This is a genomic window from Variovorax sp. ISS6, from assembly GCF_056523145.1.
The window spans coordinates 4,301,185-4,318,293 of the sequence record NZ_JAWRZC010000001.1; the positions used below are offsets into that span (position 1 = coordinate 4,301,185).

Sequence of the window (17,109 nt, forward strand, 5' to 3'; positions counted from 1 at the left end):
CGTGGCCCGATCCCATTTCAAGACCCCAGCGCTCGCCCTGGCGCTCGCCTTCGCCGGTCTGGCCGGCCTGGCCGGCGGCGCGCACGCCCAGGGCGCGCCGGCCGCGGCCGGCGGCCAGAGCATGGAAGAGCGGCTGCGCGCGCAGCTGCGCATCACCACCTCGCAGCTGCAGCAGGCGCAGAACGAGCTCGCCGCGCTCAAGGCCGGCAAGCCCGCGGCCGCGGCACCGGGCGCGGCCGCGCCCGCACCGGCGGCCGAAGTCGAGGCGCTGCGCAAGGACCTCGCGCGCGCCCAGTCGCAGCTCGCCGGCGAACGCCAGGCGCGCGAGCACGCGAGTGCCGGCGTCGAGCAGCTGCGCCAGCAGGCGCAGGCCGCGGCCGAGAAGTCCAACGGCCAGGTCGCGCAGTTCCGCAGCGCCTACGAGGAGCTGCTGCGCACCGCGCGCGCCTCCGAGGCCGAGCGCCAGCGCCTCGTGGCCGAGACCGGCACGCAGCGCACCGCGCTCACCCAGTGCGAGGCGAAGAACACCCAGCTCTATGCCGTGGGCCAGGAGGTGCTGCGCGCCTACGAGACCATGGACATGGGCAGCGTGTTCGCCGCGCGCCAGCCGTTCGCGGCCCAGAGCCGCGTGAAGTTCGAGCAGATCGCGCAGCAGTACGGCGACAAGCTGTACGAAGGCCGCTTCGACGCGCGCGCCGTGAACGCACCCAAGCCGGCCGAGGCCGCGGCCACGCCGCCGGCCGGCGCCGCATCGGCACCCGCCGCGAAGTGAGCGGCCAGAAGGAAACCTCGACCATGAACCCGAAGAAACCCCTTGCTCCCGCGCACCTGCGCACGCTGGCCGCGCTGCTGCTGGCCGCGTCGGCCAGCCTCGGCGCCGCGGCGCAGCAGATCGCCGCGCCCACGGGCGCGCCGGTGGTCGCCCGCCTGGGCGAACTCACCGTGCGCCAGGACGAGGTCGAGAAGCTGCTGCAGGCCTTGCCCGATGCCGAGCGCGCGGCCGTCAAGGACAACCGCGCCAGCGTCGAGGGCTGGCTGCGCCAGCGGCTGCTCGGCGAGGCGCTGCTGAAGGAGGCGCGCGACAAGGGCTTCACCGACAAGCCCGAGGTCAAGGCCAAGATCGACGCCGCGGTGCGCGAGCTCACGGCCCGCATCGTCACCACCGGCTACCTCGAGTCGGTGAGCCAGGTGCCGGCGGGCTATCCGTCGGAGGCCGAACTCTCCGCCGCCTACGAGCAGGGCAAGGCCGGCTTCAACCTGCCGGCCACCTACCGCGTGGCCCAGATCTTCCTCGCCACCCCCGACACCGCCACCGCGGCCGTCGCCAAGGTGCGCGAGGAAGCCCAGAAGCTGGCGCGCGAAGCGCGCGGCGGCGGCGACTTCGCTGCGCTCGCGCGCGCGAAGTCGCAGGACAGGAGCAGCGCCGAGCGTGGCGGCGAGGTCGGCAACCTGCCGCTCGCGCGCATGCTGCCCGAGGTGCGCGATGCCATCGCCAAGCTCAAGACCGGCCAGGTCGGCGACCCGGTGCAATCGGCCGCGGGCTTCCACGTCGTGAAGCTGCTCGACAGCCAGCCCGCGCGCACCGCCACGCTCGAGGAGATGCGTCCGCAGCTGCAGGCCGCGCTGCGCCAGCAGCGCCAGCAGCAGCTGATCCAGGCCCACCTGACGCAGCTCGCGCCGGCCACGCAGCTGAGCATCGATGCCGCCGCGCTCGACGCCGCGCTGCGCAAGACGAACTGAACCCACCGACAACCACCATCCACAGACAGGGAACCTCATGACGAATACCCCGACCGACACCACCGCCGCCACGCCCGCCGAGGCCCTCGACCTGCTCGACGCGGTCACGCCCGAACAGGTCTCCGAAGCCATCAAGGCCGCTGGCGCCGCCGTCTCCACCATCGAACAGGACGGCGTGATCCGCCTGCACAGCGCCAGCCACGGCATCGGCTTTCAGGTGCTGTGGGGCAATCCCGTCACCACCACCCAGTACACCGACTTCACCTTCAGCTGCCCGCTGCACGTGCAGGGCGGCACGCTGCCCGAGGCCGTGCTCGCGGCCTGGCACCGCAGCAAGCGCTTCGCGCGCGTCGCCCAGCACGGCGACTTCGTGGTGCTCGAGATGGACGTGGTGGTCGCCGGCGGCGTGACGCCCGCGCACCTCGCGTTCAGCGCGCGCCTGTGGATGCAGATGATGGGCGAGTTCTTCCTGCACCTGCGCAACTACGGCCCGGCCGCCGCCACGCGCGGCGATGCCGCCAATGGCGAAGTGCCGGCCGCTGGTGCCGCCGACCGGGTCGAAGCCGCCGCCTGAGCGCGCACCGAACGCATCCCAGCGCGATGCCCGACAGCCTTCGTTCCGCGGAGTCCTTCGACGGCCACGATTCGCCGACGCTGCGCGCGATCCACGCCACCGCGCGCCAGGTGCAGCGCGCGCGGCGCGCGGAGACCGTGCGGCTGAGGCAGCGCGAGGCGCTGCTCGACATGCTCGCGCGCGTCATGGCCGACCTGCACATCACCAATGCCGAACTCAATGCGGCGCGGCGCGCGCTCGCGCCGACGAGGCCGAAGTGAATGTCGCGCCATGGCGGCCTGGACCGGCCATGCGCGGTCTCGCGGCGACAACCTGCGCGGCACTCGTTGCACATGCCGCGGCCCAGCCAGCCGGCGGCACGCCACCCGCGCCCGTCCTGGAAGGCAACGCCAGCGGCGTGTTCCTCAACGACGCGGGCGACGTGCTGACCGCGCGCCATGCCGTGACCGGCTGCCGCTCGCTGTTCGTGCTCAAGGACGGCCGCGTCGCCGAAGCCACGGTGCGCGCGACGAGCCCGCAACCCGAGCTCGACGTCGCCGTGCTGCGCAGCGACATCAAGCCCTACCTGGGCGCGACCTTCCCGCGCGGCGAGGCGCTGCCCGCCGCGACGATCTCGGTGTTCTCCGAGGCCCACGGCCCGCTGCAGCGCATGGCCGACCGTTCGGCCGTGCTCGGCAATGCGCTGACGGTGCCGGGCGCCGAGGGCCTGCAGCTGCTGTCGGGCGCCAAGCCCGGTGCCAGCGGCAGCGCGGTGCTCGACGCCGGCGGCCTGCTGCTGGGCGTGGTGGTGGAGCGCATCGCGGCCGCGCCCGGCGCCAGCGGCGGCACGCTGAGCCGGCTGCCCAGCCTGTCGGGCAGCGGCGCGGCCGCGGGCTCCACGCGCGTGCGGGCCGAGACGGCCGCGCGCATCAAGCATTTCCTGCGCGACAACGGGGTGGCCTTCAGCGAGAGCGACACGCCGCAGCTCGGCCCCCAGCAATCGCCGGCCGCGCGCGCCGCCACGCTGTCGGTCGGCGTGCTGTGCGGCTGAGCCGGTCGGCATCGACTTCCAGAACTCCTTCCGAAAAAACGCATGTTCCCTTCGCATCGCCATACCGCCGCCGCGCCGCGTCCCTGGGCCAGCCTGTTCCGCGCGCTCGGCCTCGCCGGCCTGGGCCTGGCGGCCGTGCACATGCCCGTGCAGGCCCAGCCCGCGCCCTCGGCGCGCGCGCCGGTGCCGCAGCACTGGATCAGCTATGCCGAGCTGGCCGGCAACCAGTTCCAGGGCCGCCTCAGCGATCCGGCCGACGAGACCGTGCAGCGCCTGCATGCCTGGATGCAGCAGCGCCTGCTGGAAGAGGGCCGCACCCTGCCGCCGCCGCCGCTGATCGTGCGCGTGTGGGTTGCGCCCGATGGCCGGCCCGAGCGCGTGGCCTTCGATTCGCTGGGCAATGCGCAGGCCGATGCCGACCTGCGCCAGTTGCTGACCGCGCAGCCGCTGTCGGAGCCGCCGCCGCGGGACATGCGGCAGCCGATGGTGTTGCAGCTGACGTTGAAGGTGCTGGGGCCGGGTTGAGGGCACGCTGCGCCGGCACTACTTGCGGGCGCCGGCAGTGGATGTCTCCGCCGCCTTGATGGCCTCGCTCACCTCATAGGCGGTCGTCGGATCGCTGTCCTTGCCGACCAGCCCCCTGAGCGCCGCCAGGTGCGCCACGCCCAGCGCCTCGTCCGCGTTGGCCGGCAGGTCGGGCACGACGCCCGTGCCTTCCCAGTTGGTGCGCGTGATCGGGTTGATCGAGCGCGCGAAGGGGATCGTGATCTCGAAGCGATCGTTCAACCGATGGTTGCTGGACGGATGGGCACCGCCCTTGGTGCGCTCGCCGACGACGCGGGCGCGTTTCAGCGCCTGCAGGTTGTAGGCGAACTCCTCGCCGCCCGAGAAGGTCTGGCTGCTGGTCAGCACATAGACCGGCCGGTCCAGGTAGCGCGGGCCGCGCAGCTTGGCGCGGGTCCAGTGCGACTCCACGCGGTGGCCTTCGCGATGCAGCACGTCGTTGAGGTGCACCTTGCCTTCGAGCAGATGGCTGCTGACCTGGGCCACGCCCGCGGGCCAGCCGCCGCCGTTCTGGCGCAGGTCGACGATCAGGGCATCGGTGTGGGCCAGGAACTCGAAGGTGGCCGCGGCGGTCGCGGCCAGCGCCTCGGGCTGGTCGAAGCAGCGCAGGTCGATGTAGCCGACGTTGCCGGCCATGCGTTCCGCCTTGTAGAAGCAGTGGTTGAAGCGCACGTACTGCCGCGCCAGGTGGGCCTGCGCCGCCGCGGCGGCCTGCGCATCGGCCGGCTTCGGCAGCGGCTCGCGGCTGAAGGCCACGAGCAGGTGCTTGTCCTGGTTCACCGATTGCAGGTCCTGCTCGAGCTGCGCGCGCAACGCGTCGGCGTCGTCGATGCCCGCATAGGCACCGTCGCGCAAGCGCGCACGCAGGCGGGCCGCGATGGCATCGGCCGGCGCGGGCAGCACGTAATGCCGCTGCACCAGCTCGGCGGCGCGGGCCACGATGCGGTCGCGCTCGGCGGGTGCGAGGGGAACGGTGTCGGGGGACTGCGCGGCGGCCGATACGGCCAGCGCGCCCAGTGCGAGGGCGAGGAGGGCGGATGGAAGCAGGCGGCGCATGGCCGCCGATGCTAAGGCAGCGAAAAGGCCCTCAGCCCGCGGCCGCGAGGATGTCCTCGAGCGCGCCGATGTCGATCGGCTTCTGCAGATGGTGGTCGAACAGCTTGCGCCCGTCGGGCCCGCCCGCGGCACCGGCATCGGCGGCCGAGAAGCCCGAGATCGCGACCAGCAGCCTGGGCGCGCCCTGTGCCTCGGTCTCGCGCAGCCGGCGCGCCACCTGGGTGCCGGGGATGTCGGGCAGGGTGAGGTCGATCAGCGCGGCATCGAAGCGTTCGGCGGCGGCGGCGTCCAGCGCCTGCTGGCCGGTGTAGGTGCAGCGGGCGGTGTGGTCCTGCAGGGTCAGCAGTTCCTGCAGCAGGTCGGCTGCGGCTTCGTTGTCGTCGACGATCAGCACATTCACGGCGGTCGGTCCTTGGTGGCCTTTGCGGCCTTTGGTTTTCTGAAAATGTCCGGAATGGAACAGTATCCCGGCACGGCGCCGCGCGTGGGGTAGGAGCAAGCCTACGGTTGCGCCGATCCGCGCGGCGCGGCCAGCGGCAGCTCCACGCTGAAGGTCGAGCCCTCGCCCGGCGCGCTCTCGACGCCGATGCTGCCGCCGTGCAGGTCGACGATCTGGCGCGTGATGTACAGGCCCAGGCCGAGCCCGGCCGCGTGCTTGCGGCTGTGCTCGGTGCGCTCGAACTGCTCGAAGATGCGCGCCTGGTCCTCGGCCGCGATGCCGATGCCGCGGTCGCGCACGCTGACGCGCGCGAAGCCGTCCTCGCCGGCGCCGACCTGCTCGACCGTCATCGCGACCGGCTGGCCACCGCCGTAGCGCAGCGCATTGGTCAGCAGGTTGGTCAGCACCTGCTCGATGCGGAACTCGTCCCACACGCCCGGCAGTTCGGACGGCGCCTGCAGCGAGATCTCGGAACCGGCGGCCTCGGCCTGCTGGCGCAGGTTCTCGACCACGGCGCGCGCGAGCTGCGCGAGGTCGGTGGGCTTGGGCTGGATCGAGAGGGCGTCCTTGCGCATGCGCGTGACGTCGAGCATGTCGTCGATCAGCCGCACCATGTTGCGGATCTGCCGCTGGTCGCGCTCGATCATCGCGGGCAGCCGGTCGGCCGCGAAGGCCGCGAGGTTGCCCTTGGACACGTGCAGCTGGCGCAGCTGCGCCTCGAGGTAGAGGGTGTTGAGCGGGGTGCGCAGCTCGTGCGAGACCATGGACATGAAGTCGTCGCGCATGCGCACCGCGCGCTCGAGTTCGCGCTGCGTGACCTGCAGCTGCGCCACCAGCTCCTCCTGCTTGCGGTGCGCGTGGGCCAGCAGCTCCATCTCATGCCGCAGCGCCTTGCGGTGGCGGTGCAGGTCGACGAACACGTTGACCTTGCTGATCACGGCATGCGGATCGAGCGGCTTGTGCAGGAAGTCGACCGCGCCGCTCTCGTAGCCCTGGAAGGCGTAGTTGCGCTCGCGGCCGGCGGCGCTCACGAAGATCAGCGGGATGTGCCGCGTGCGCTCGGTGCCGCGCATCATCTCGGCCAGCTCGAAGCCGTTCATGCCGGGCATCTGCACGTCGACGATGGCGAGCGCGAACTCGTGCTCGAGCAGCAGCGCCAGCGCGTCCTCGGCCGACTGGGCGCGGAACACGGAGCGCCCGGGCGCGCGGATCAGCGCCTCGAGCGCCACCAGGTTCTCGGGCAGGTCGTCGACGATCAGCAGCTTGCTTTCGACGTCAATGTCCATGAGCGGCCTCCAAGTGCAGCAGCAGGGTGTGGAGATCGCGCAGCGGCAGCACGAAGTCGGGCGAATGGCGCGCAATGGCGGCGTTGGGCATGACGGAAACCAGGGCTTCTTGGGGATCCTGCACGGCGGTCAGCCCGCCGGCACGGTGAATGCGTTCCATGCCCTCGGCGCCGTCGTCGTTGGCGCCGGTGAGCAGCAGGCCGGCGAGGCCGGCGCCGTAGACGTCGGCCGCGGAGGCCATCAGCACGTCGATCGACGGACGCGAGAACAGCACGGGCGGCTCGCAGCTCAGCGAGAAGCAGCGGTCGCGCTCGATCGACAGGTGGTAGCCGGGCGGCGCGAAGTAGAGCGTGCCGGCCGCGAGCGGCATCTTGTCGGCGGCCTCGCGCACCGGCATGGCGACGCGCTCGCCGAACACCTCGGCCAGGCGGCTGTCGTGGCCCTCGGGCAGGTGCAGCACCACCACCTTGGGAATGCGGCTGGCGGCGGGCAGGCCGCTCAAGAGACCGAGCAGCGCGTCGATGCCGCCGGCCGAGGCACCGATGACCACGGCCTCGACGCGGCGGCGCAGGTGGGAGGGCAGCGCCTGTCTCACGTGGCCTTCCGGTAGATGCGCTCGGGGCGCGCCAGCGGCTCGAAGCGGTCGGCATAGGCCGAGAAGTCGATGCTCTCCTTGGCGCCCAGGCCGAGGAAGCCGCGGTGGCTCAGCGATTCGTGGAACAGGCCGAGCGCGCGGTTCTGCAACTCGCGGTTGAAGTAGATCAGCACGTTGCGGCAGGACACCAACTGGGTCTCGGCGAACACGCTGTCGGTGGCCAGGCTGTGGTCGGCAAAGATGGTGTCGGCGCACAGCGAGGGGTCGAAGCGCGCGGCGTCGTAGGCCGCGGTGTAGTAGTCGGAGAACGCGCGCAGCCCGCCCGCGCGCTGGTAGTTGGCGGTGTAGCCGCGGATCGCCTCGAGCGGGAAGATGCCCTGGCGCGCCTTCTCGAGCGAGGCCGGGTTGATGTCGGTGGCGTAGATCTGCGTGCGCTCGAGCAGGCCTTCCTCGCGCAGCAGGATGGCGAGCGAGAACACCTCCTCGCCGGTGCTGCAGCCGGCCACCCAGACCTTGACCGACGAATAGGTGTGCAGCAGCGGCACCACGTGGCGGCGCAGGCCCAGGAAGTAGGCCGGGTCGCGGAACATCTCGCTGACCGGGATGGTGAGGAACTGCAGCAGGCGCCCGAACAGCGCGGCGTCGCGCAGCACCCGGTCCTGCAGCGCCGAGATCGAGGGCAGGCCGAGCTGCGTGAGCGCGTGCAGCACGCGGCGCTTCTGCGAGGCCAGCGTGTAGTCGCGGAAGTCGTAGCTGTACTTGAGGTAGATCGCCTCCATCAGCAGCCGCAGCTCGATCTCGGTGTCGCTCAGCGGCTGCGGCGGAGCGGCGATCGCGCCCGGCACGGCGGGCAGGGCGGGGCGGCCGGTCGCCGGCCGCTCGGGCAGGGAAGGCGGCGGCGCGTCGGTCACAGGCGCTCCATCTTCGGCATCCACACGCGCAGCAGCGAGAACAGGCGGTCCAGGTCCACCGGCTTGGCGAGGTAGTCGCTGGCGCCCGCGGCCAGGCACTGCTCGCGGTCGTCCTTCATGGCCTTGGCGGTGATGGCGATCACCGGCAGCTTGGCGAAGCGCGGATCGGCGCGCAGGTGGCGCGTGGCCTCCAGGCCGTCCATCTCCGGCATCATGACGTCCATCAGCACGAGGTCGATCTCCTTCACGCGGTCGAGCTGCTCGAGGGCCTCGCGGCCGTTGCGGCCGATCTCGACCTTCGCGCCGCGCTGCTCGAGCGCGCTCGTGAGCGCGAAGATGTTGCGCACGTCGTCGTCCACCAGCAGCACCGTGCGGCCCTCGAAGATCCGGTCGCGCCCGCGCGCGGCCTTGAGCATGCCCTGGCGCTCGCTCGAGAGTTCGGCCTCGACCTTGTGCAGGAACAGGGTGACCTCGTCGAGCAGCCGCTCGGGCGAGCGCGCGCCCTTGATGATGATCGAGCGCGAGTAGCGGTGCAACTCGGCCTCCTCCTCGCGCGTGAGGTTGCGCCCGGTGTAGACGATCACCGGCGGGAACGAGACGATGTCCTCCGAGGCCATCTGCTTGAGCAGCTCGCTGCCCTGCATGTCGGGCAGCTTCAGGTCGGTGATCATGCAGTCGAAGATGCGCGTGCGCAGCAGCTCCAGCGCCTCCTCGCCCGAGGCCACGTCGACGATCTCGATGTCGTCGTCGCCGATCAGCTGGATCACGCTCTGGCGCTGCAGGTCGTCGTCTTCCACCAGCAGCACGGTCTTGACCTTCTGCGTGAGCTTCTCCTCGAGCCGCGCGAACACGCGCGTGAGTTCCTCGCGCGTGGCGGGCTTGCGCGCATAGCCCACCGCGCCCATGTGCAGCGCGGCCTCGGCGTTGTCGGCGGCCGAGACCACGTGGATCGGGATGTGGCGCGTGAGCGGCGAATCCTTCAGGCGCTGCAGCACGTCCAGGCCGGTGCTGTCGGGCAGCCGCATGTCGAGCAGGATCGCGTCGGGCACGAACTCGCTGGCCAGCGCGAAGCCGTCGGCCGCGCCGTGCGCGACCAGGCAGCGGTAGCCGAGCTCGTGCGCGAGGTCGTAGAGGATGTGGGCGAACTGCGGTTCGTCCTCGATCACGAGCACGCGCCGCACCTGCTGGTCGCGCGGCAGCGCGCGGTCGTCGGCGAACTGCGGCGCGGGCACCACCGGCGCCGGCGCGGCCGGGGCAGGGGGCGCGACCGGCACCGGCGCGCGCGGCTGCAGGCGCGCCGGCGCGCCGCCCACGGGCGGCTGCGGCGGGATGCTGCCCGGTTCCTGCTGGGCGGCCTGCGGCGCCTGGGCCGGCAGGTGCAGGGTGAAGGTGCTGCCCTGGCCCGGCTCGCTCTGCACGCTGAGCGTGCCGCCCAGCAGCCGCGTGAGGTCGCGCGAGATCGACAGGCCCAGGCCGGTGCCGCCGTAGCGGCGGCTGGTCGTGCCGTCGGCCTGGCGGAAAGCCTCGAAGATCACCTCCTGCTGGTGCGGCGCGATGCCGATGCCCGAGTCGGAGACGGCGAAGGAGGCGCCGCCGTCGGCCGTGCCCGAGATCACCAGCGAGACCTCGCCCTGCTCGGTGAACTTGAGCGCGTTCGACAGCAGGTTCTTGAGGATCTGCTCCACGCGCTGGCGGTCGGTGACCAGCGAGGCCGGCGCGGCCGGGTGCAGTTCGAGGCGGAAGTTCAGCCGCTTCTCGTCGGCCAGCGGCCGGAAGGTGCTCTCCAGCGCCTGCGCCAGGCGGTCCAGGCGCGTGTCCTCCGTCACCAGGTCGAGCTTGCCGGCCTCGACCTTGGCGATGTCGAGGATGTCGTTGATCAGCACCAGCAGGTCGTTGCCCGAGGCGTAGATCGATTCGGCGAACTTCACCTGCTCGGTGCTCAGGTTGCCCTGCGGGTTGTCGCCCAGCAGCTTGGCCAGGATCAGCGCGCTGTTGAGCGGCGTGCGCAGCTCGTGCGACATGTTGGCGAGGAACTCCGACTTGTAGCGGCTCGCGCGCTGCAGTTCGTCGGCGCGCTCCTCGAGGTCGCGCTGGGCGCGGCGCAGCGCGGTGTTGCGCTGGTCGAGCGCCTCGGTGCGCTCGGAGAGCTGGCTGTTGGTCTGCTCGAGCTCGGCCTGCTGGTTCTCGAGCATGGCCTGCGAGGCGCGCAGCGCGCGCGACTGCTCCTCGAGCTCCTCGTTGGCGGTGCGCAGCTCCTCCTGCTGCACCTGCAGCTCCTCGTTGAGCTGCTGGGTCTCGGCCAGCACCTCCTGCAACTGCTCGCGGTAGCGCGCGGCGGCCAGCGAGGTGCCGATGTCCTCGGCCACCACCTCGAACAGGTCGCGCGCGCGCTGGTCGGGCGTGCCGGGCAGGCCGAGCTCGACCACGCCGTTGGACACGCCGTCGTTGGCCACCGGCAGCAGCACCACGGCGCGCGGGCGCATCTCGCCCAGGCCCGAATTGACCTTGAGGTAGTCAGCCTCGACCGGGTCGATCAGCATCAGCCGCTTCTCGGCGGCGGCCTGACCCACCAGGCTCTCGCTCGGCGAGAACACCTGCTGCGCGTTCTCGGCCTCGATCGAGAAGCCGTAGCTGGCCGCGCGGCGCAGCGGGCCGTGGCGCTCGCGCACGTAGAGCGCGCCCACGGTGCTGCCCAGGTGGCGCGAGAAGAAGGCCAGGATCTTGCGGCCCATGTCGGCCGCGCTGAGCTCGCCCACCAGCTCGCCGACCAGCTCGGTCTGGGCGGTGCGCAGCCAGGCCTGCTCGGTCAGGCGCTCGGTGTGCGCCTCCTGCTCCTGCAGCACCGCGTCGTAGCTCTCCGACAGGCGCACCAGCTGCCGGCGGCCGAAGAAGGCCACCAGGCCGCTCAGGGTGAGCGTGAACAGCAGGAACAGGCCCACCACCATCCAGCTGGTGCGCTTGACCTCGGCATTGCGCTGGAAGCGCAGCGACTGCTCGGTGTTGATGAAGTTGTCGAACTCGTTGCGGATGTCGTCGGTCAGGCGCTTGCCGCGGCCCAGCTTGACGGCGGCCTCGAAGTCGCCGCCGCTGCGGCGCGCCGCGATCATCTCGGCCGCGAACTCGTTCCAGGCGCCCTGCAGCGAGCCGATGCGGTCGACCCGCTCGATCTGCTGCGGGTTGTCGCCCACCAGCTGGCGCAGCGCCGCGGTGTCGGTCTTCACGCGCGCCAGCGCGGCGTCGTAGGGCTCGAGGAAGCGGTCCTGCCCGCTGATCAGGAAGCCGCGCATGCCGGTTTCCATGTCGATCGAGCGGCGCTGCAGCTCGCTGGCGTTGCGCACCACCTGGTCGGTGTGCTCGACCCAGGCGATGGTCGACAGCAGGTACAGGATCAGGGCGACGAAGACGACGGCACCGAACAGGCCCCCGAGCAGCGGCAGCTTGATGTTGCGGCTCAAAAGGCGCTCGAAGTCGGCGGTGTCGATCGCTGCGGCAGTTTTCATTTCGAACGTAGTTGTGAACGAACAATTGACATTGTCTTCGACCGGAGGAGACGGACGGCGCGCGGCCGCCCGCCCGGCCCCGGAACGGCGGCAAGGCGCAAGGGAAGAGGGGGAGAAGGGCAGGCCGCGGGCCTCCCGAAGCTGCGTACTCTAGCCTGCGCGCCGGCAGGGATACTGTAAATTCCACCAGCACACTGGATGAATATCCATATACTGGCGGCCGCTGCGTCCCGTCGCCCCCCTCACTCCGATGTCTCGCGAAGCCTTCCACGCCACCGTCGCGCCCGTCTCCGTCAAGGCGCTGTGCGCTTTCGGCGCGAAGGCCGGCGACCTCGACCTGCGCTTCGTGCCCGCACCCAGCGCGCAGGAGGGCATGGCGGGCCACGCGCTGGTGCAGGGGCGGCGCGGCGAGAACTACCAGAGCGAGCTCGCGCTGCAGTCCGAATGCGGCGCCCTGCTGGTGCGCGGCCGCGCCGACGGCTACGAGCTGCAGTCGGGCAGCGCCCGCGTCGAGGAGATCAAGACCTTCCGCGGCGACTTCGACGCCATCCGCGGCAACCACCGCGCGCTGCACTGGGCGCAGGCGCGCTGCTACGGCTGGATGCTCTGCGAGGCCGACGGCCATGCGGCGATCACCGTGGCGCTGGTCTACCTCGACCTCGCGAGCGGCGAGGAAACCGTGCTCGAGGAATTGCACACGCGCGAGGAACTGCAGGCCCACTTCGAGGACCTCTGCGGCCGCTACATCGCCTGGGCCGAGCGCGAGGGCCGGCATCACGCGGCGCTCGCGGAGCTGCTGGGCGCGCTGGCCTTTCCGCATGGCGCCTTCCGCGCCGGCCAGCGCGAACTGGCCGAGGCGGTCTACCGCGCCGGCTCGAAAGGCCACTGCCTGATGGCGCAGGCACCCACCGGCATCGGCAAGACGCTGGCCACGCTGTTCCCGTTGCTCAAGGCGCGCGCGGCGGGCCGCGTCGACAAGGTGTTCTTCCTCACGGCCAAGACCTCGGGCCGCGCGATCGCGCTCGAGGCGCTGCGGCTGCTCGAGCGCCAGGCCGCCACGGATGGCAAGGCACCGGCCGATCCGCTTCGCGTGCTCGAACTGACCGCGCGCGAAAAGGTCTGCGAGCACCCGGGCCGGGCCTGCCATGGCGACGCCTGCCCGCTGGCCAAGGGCTTCTACGACCGGCTGCCGGCGGCGCGCGCCGAGGCCGCGCGCGCCGCCTGGCTCGACCGCCCGGCGCTGCGCCGCATCGCGCTCGCGCACGAGGTCTGCCCTTATTTTCTCGGGCAGGAAATGGCCCACTGGAGCGACGTGGTGGTCGGCGACTACAACTACTACTTCGACGGCAGCGCCTTCTTGTGGGCCACCATGAAGGAGCGCGAATGGCGCGCCGCGCTGCTGGTGGACGAGGCCCACAACCTGCTCGAGCGCGCGCGCGGCATGTACACCGCGCCGCTCGACGACGGCGCGCTCGAGGAGGCCCACCGCGCCGCGCCGGCCGCCGTGCGCGGCCCGCTCGCGCGGCTGCACCGCGAATGGGGCGCGCTGCAGGAGGCGCAGCAGGCCAACGCGGTCGACTACGAGACCGCCGACGAGATCCCCGAGCGCTTCGCGCGCAGCCTGCAGGCCGCCAACACCGCGATGGCCGAGCACTTCGCGGCCACGCCCGACGCGGCGCAGGGCCCGCTGCAGCGCTTCTTCTTCGACGCGCTGCATTTCGCGCGGCTGGCCGAGAGCTTCGGCGACCACTCGGTGTTCGAGCGCACCCTGGGGCCGAACGGCTCGCGCGGGCTGGCCATCCGCAACCTCGTGCCCGCGCCCTTTCTCGAAGGCCGCTTCGCCGATGCCGCTTCGGCCGTCTGCTTCTCGGGCACGCTCTCGCCGTTCCCGTTCTACCGCGACGCGCTGGGCCTGCCCGAGGACGTGGCCGTGCTCGACGTCGCCTCGCCGTTCAGCGGCCGCCAGCTCCATGTCGAGGTGGCGATGGATGTGTCCACGCGCTGGCGCGACCGCGCGCGCTCGCTGCGCAGCGTGGCCGGCATCATCGGCAGCCAGTACGCGCGCCGGCCCGGCAACTACCTGGCCTTCTTCAGCAGCTTCGACTACCTCGAGCAGGCCTGCGCGGCCTTCGTCGCGCGGCATCCCGAGGTGCCGGTGTGGAGCCAGACCCGGGGCATGCCCGAGGCCGAGCGCCAGGCCTTCGTCGAGCGCTTCGCCGTCGGCGGCCGCGGCATCGGCTTCGCGGTGCTCGGCGGCGCCTTCGGCGAGGGCATCGACCTGCCGGGCACGCGCCTCGTGGGCGCCTTCGTCGCGAGCCTCGGGCTGCCGCAGTACAACGCGCTCAACGAGATCACGCGCGAGCGCATGGACGCGCGCTTCGGCAAGGGCTACGAGTACACCTACCTCTATCCGGGCCTGCAGAAGGTGGTGCAGGCCGCGGGACGCGTGATCCGCACCGAGCAGGACGAGGGCGTGCTGCACCTGCTCGACGACCGCTTCTCACGCGCCGAGATCCGCGAGCTGCTGCCGCGCTGGTGGGAGGTGCGACTGAACGGACAGGGCGGGCAGCAAGGAGGCGGCGATGCGCGCCGCTAGACGCGTCGAGCACGAGGCGCAGCCCGACCTGTTCGGCGCCGCGCCGGTCGCGGCCATCGACGGGCTGCGCTACGAGGCCGATTTCCTGAGCGCCGCCGAGGAGGCCGAGCTGCTGGCCATCGTCGGCGGCTTCACGCTGCGCGAGATGCGCTACAAGGCCTACACCGCGCGCCGCCGCGGCATCGGCTTCGGCGGCCGCTACGACTTCGACGCCAACCGGCTGCTGCCGGGCGCGCCACTGCCCGAATCGCTGCACCCGATGCGCAGCCGCGCCGCGGCCTGGGCCGGCATCGACGAGGCCGAACTCACCCATGCGCTGATCGCCGAGTACCAGCCCGGCACGCCGCTGGGCTGGCACCGCGACGTGCCCGACTTCGAGCACATCGTCGGCATCTCGCTGCGCGGCGACGCCGTGATGCAGCTGCGACCCTACCGGCGCGACGGCCACTACGCGGCCAACGATCCCACGGTGCAACTGCTGGTCGAGCCGCGCTCGATCTACCTGCTGCGCGGTGCCGCGCGCTGGGAGTGGCAGCACGCGATCGCGCCGACGCCAACGCTGCGCTACTCGATCACCTTGCGCACGCGCTCGCGGCGAAGGGTGGGCGGAGGCTGGCAAGGAAGCCCATGAGACGCTGCTTGGGCCGCGTGGGCGCAAGCGTGCCTTCAATGGCTATTCCAGTGGCCAGTCGGTGCGCAGCGCATTGTTGAACGTGACGTCACGCAGTTCGGGACGCACACGGCGCAGGGCATCGATGTCCTCGTTCGATTCGTCGAGGATCACGAGCCTCGCGCGCGCCGGAATCAGTACTCTGAATAGAAGAGACTCGCCAAACTGAGTGTGCAGCACATGCGCGCCGATATAGGTGATCTGTCCTGGCACGACGGTGAAACGCCAGGGCGCAGCAAGAGGAAGCTGGGCCTCCCAGTTGCGAGGCCCGTGGAGCTTGACTTCTCGTTGGAGCAGTTGATAGCTGCCGGCGGGTACGCGGTAGCCAACGAGTACCCGACCGCTCGTGCCAGCGCGGCGGACGATCTCCTCCTCGTTCCAGGCACCGTTGGTGAAGATCTGATCGGCCGTGGTCAGCTGGATTTTTTTGCCCTCCCGGTCCGGATGAGGCGTCACGACGAGGCGGATGGTCGGTTCCTGCTGGACCCTCACGAGCCGATCGACGGAAACGGTGTAGCCGAATGACGCGACGATCAGGCCATCCTTGTCGCTGGTGAGCGGCTTGTCCTTCACCAACAGATCGGAGCGGAGGGTTGAACAGCCTGTGAGCATGGCACCGGCAACGGCGAGAGCAAGAACCAGATGTCTACGGTGCATGGGGCGATCGATCCATTCAATGAGATATTGGGTAGCCGTCGAGGCCGGCCGGCATCGTGCCAGAAATGCGGGGCCGCCCCGCTACGATGCGCCTTCCGATGGACCTCATCCCCACCCGCCCCCTCTGGCAACGCTTCCTGGTCTTCCTCGGCCCGCTGGTCCTGACCAACGTGCTGCAGGCGCTCGGCGGCACGGCCATCACCATCTACCTGGGCCGGCTGCTCGGCACGCGTTCGCTGGCGGCCGCGGTCAGCTTCTTTCCGCTCTTCATGTGCTGCATGGCCTTCGCGATCGGGCTGGGCACGGGGGCCTCGGTGCTCGTGGGCCAGGCCTGGGGCGCGCGCGACACCGACAAGGTGCGGCGCGTCGCGGGCGCGGTGCTGCTGGGCACCTTGCTGCTGTCGTGCGTCATCGCGGGCATCGGCGCGGCCGGGATCGGCCCGGTGCTGCGGGCGCTGGGCACGCCGGGCGACGTGCTCGCCGATGCCGTGGGCTATGCGCGCGTGCTGTTCGCCGCGATGCCCGTGCTGTTCTTGCACCTGATGCTGGCGGCGCTGCTGCGCGGCCTGGGCGACACGGTGACACCGCTCAAGGCGCTCGCGGTGGCGTCCTCGGTCTGGGTGCTGCTCACGCCGGCCTTCATCCTCGGCTGGCTCGGGCTGCCGCGGCTCGGCACCCAGAGCGCGGCCTGGGCCAGCATGACGGGCAACGCGCTGGCCGTGCTGTGGCTGGCCTGGCACCTGCGCCGCAGCGACAGCCTGCTCGCGCCCGCGAAGCTGCGCGCGCACCTGCGCTGGAACGCGCCCGTGCTCGCGACCGTGGCGCGGCTCGGCGTGCCCACCGGGCTCTTCTTCATCACGAGTTCGCTGGCCGACGCGATGCTGCTGTCGCTGGTGAACCGCCATGGCCCCGGTGCGACGGCCGCCTGGGGCACGGTGGGCCAGGTGATGGCCTATGTGCAGTTCCCGGCGATGTCGATCGCCATCGCGGCTTCGGTGTTCGCCGCGCAGGCCATCGGCGCCGGGCGCCTGGACGAGATCGACCACGTGAAGCGCGTGGGCCTGTGGATGAACCTCGCGCTCACGGCCGGGCTCGCCGTGCTGGTCGCGCTGGCGGCGCCGCTTGCGGTGAGCCTGTTCAGCAACGATCCCGCCGTGGTCGAGCTCGCGGCCTCGGTGCTGCGCATCACGGTCTGGGGCAGCGTGGCCTTCGGCATGGCCAGCGTCTTCACGGGCGTGATGCGCGCGGCCGGCACGGTGCGCGTGCCCACGGCGATCTCGCTGGGCTGCCTGGCCGTGCTGCTGTTTCCGCTGGCCTGGGTGCTGCAGCAGGCGCTCGGCCTGCGCGGCGTCTGGGTCGCCTATCCGCTGACCTACCTGGTGGCGCTGGGGCTGCAGGCGCTGTACTTCCACGGTGTGTGGAAGCGCAGGCCGATCCAGCGGCTGATCTAGGGAACGCGAAGGGCCCGACAGCAAGTTCGGTCAGGACGCG

At 71.4% G+C, this 17,109-nt stretch carries 16 protein-coding genes; 9 read left to right on the forward strand and 7 right to left on the reverse strand.

The features are described 5' to 3' along the window. The first annotated feature begins 1 nt into the window (after position 1). The 6 genes from AC1HIL_RS20030 to AC1HIL_RS20055 are packed head-to-tail and all read left to right on the forward strand — an operon-like array spanning position 2 to position 3,869. A complete protein-coding gene (locus AC1HIL_RS20030) occupies positions 2–772 on the forward strand; it encodes a hypothetical protein (protein WP_216087292.1) in 771 nt (256 codons plus the stop codon). A gap of 23 nt (positions 773–795) precedes the next feature. Beyond that, positions 796–1,740 (forward strand): peptidylprolyl isomerase, encoded by a 945-nt coding sequence (locus tag AC1HIL_RS20035; protein WP_057590292.1) that lies wholly within the window; start codon positions 796–798, stop codon positions 1,738–1,740. A 37-nt stretch (positions 1,741–1,777) separates the two neighbouring features. After that, entirely contained in the window at positions 1,778–2,314 is a 537-nt protein-coding gene (locus tag AC1HIL_RS20040; RefSeq protein ID WP_261205770.1) for a YbjN domain-containing protein, read from the forward strand. Between the two features lie 26 nt (positions 2,315–2,340). Then, positions 2,341–2,574, forward strand: a complete 234-nt coding sequence (locus AC1HIL_RS20045; protein WP_057590205.1) for a hypothetical protein — start codon at positions 2,341–2,343, stop codon at positions 2,572–2,574. A gap of 29 nt (positions 2,575–2,603) precedes the next feature. Next, positions 2,604–3,344, forward strand: a complete 741-nt coding sequence (locus AC1HIL_RS20050) for a S1 family peptidase (protein WP_479669844.1) — start codon at positions 2,604–2,606, stop codon at positions 3,342–3,344. Positions 3,345–3,386: 42 nt separating this feature from the next. Continuing rightward, entirely contained in the window at positions 3,387–3,869 is a 483-nt protein-coding gene (locus AC1HIL_RS20055; protein ID WP_057590211.1) for an energy transducer TonB, read from the forward strand. Positions 3,870–3,887: 18 nt separating this feature from the next. Here the strand turns inward: AC1HIL_RS20055 and AC1HIL_RS20060 are convergent, their stop codons facing one another. The 6 genes from AC1HIL_RS20060 to AC1HIL_RS20085 form a co-directional block, all read right to left on the reverse strand. Further along, a complete protein-coding gene (locus AC1HIL_RS20060; protein ID WP_479669845.1) occupies positions 3,888–4,964 on the reverse strand; it encodes a S41 family peptidase in 1,077 nt (358 codons plus the stop codon). Positions 4,965–4,995: 31 nt separating this feature from the next. Then, entirely contained in the window at positions 4,996–5,364 is a 369-nt protein-coding gene (locus AC1HIL_RS20065; RefSeq protein ID WP_057590213.1) for a response regulator, read from the reverse strand. A gap of 101 nt (positions 5,365–5,465) precedes the next feature. Next, positions 5,466–6,689: a hybrid sensor histidine kinase/response regulator gene (locus tag AC1HIL_RS20070; protein ID WP_057590214.1), complete on the reverse strand. Its 1,224-nt coding sequence runs from the start codon at positions 6,687–6,689 to the stop codon at positions 5,466–5,468. After that, a complete protein-coding gene (locus AC1HIL_RS20075; RefSeq protein ID WP_261205762.1) occupies positions 6,679–7,284 on the reverse strand; it encodes a chemotaxis protein CheB in 606 nt (201 codons plus the stop codon). The genes AC1HIL_RS20070 and AC1HIL_RS20075 overlap by 11 nt, the downstream gene beginning before the upstream one ends. Further along, entirely contained in the window at positions 7,281–8,138 is an 858-nt protein-coding gene (locus tag AC1HIL_RS20080; RefSeq protein WP_412179571.1) for a CheR family methyltransferase, read from the reverse strand. The genes AC1HIL_RS20075 and AC1HIL_RS20080 overlap by 4 nt, the downstream gene beginning before the upstream one ends. Before the next feature lie 53 nt (positions 8,139–8,191). Beyond that, positions 8,192–11,695, reverse strand: coding sequence for a response regulator (locus tag AC1HIL_RS20085; protein ID WP_479669846.1), 3,504 nt, complete (start codon positions 11,693–11,695; stop codon positions 8,192–8,194). A 250-nt stretch (positions 11,696–11,945) separates the two neighbouring features. Between AC1HIL_RS20085 and AC1HIL_RS20090 the strand changes: the two genes are divergently transcribed. Beyond that, complete coding sequence (locus tag AC1HIL_RS20090) at positions 11,946–14,291, forward strand: ATP-dependent DNA helicase (RefSeq protein WP_479669847.1); 2,346 nt, start codon at positions 11,946–11,948, stop codon at positions 14,289–14,291. Further along, complete coding sequence (locus tag AC1HIL_RS20095) at positions 14,278–14,922, forward strand: alpha-ketoglutarate-dependent dioxygenase AlkB (RefSeq protein ID WP_479669848.1); 645 nt, start codon at positions 14,278–14,280, stop codon at positions 14,920–14,922. The genes AC1HIL_RS20090 and AC1HIL_RS20095 overlap by 14 nt, the downstream gene beginning before the upstream one ends. 42 nt (positions 14,923–14,964) lie before the next feature. On the opposite strand, the gene AC1HIL_RS20100 is transcribed toward AC1HIL_RS20095, so the two are convergent. Continuing rightward, positions 14,965–15,618, reverse strand: coding sequence for a hypothetical protein (locus AC1HIL_RS20100; RefSeq protein WP_479672774.1), 654 nt, complete (start codon positions 15,616–15,618; stop codon positions 14,965–14,967). Between the two features lie 98 nt (positions 15,619–15,716). Between AC1HIL_RS20100 and AC1HIL_RS20105 the strand changes: the two genes are divergently transcribed. Beyond that, positions 15,717–17,069 carry an MATE family efflux transporter gene (locus AC1HIL_RS20105; protein ID WP_479669850.1) on the forward strand — a complete coding sequence of 451 codons (1,353 nt, stop codon included), beginning with the start codon at positions 15,717–15,719 and terminating at the stop codon, positions 17,067–17,069. The last annotated feature ends 40 nt before the right edge of the window (positions 17,070–17,109 follow it).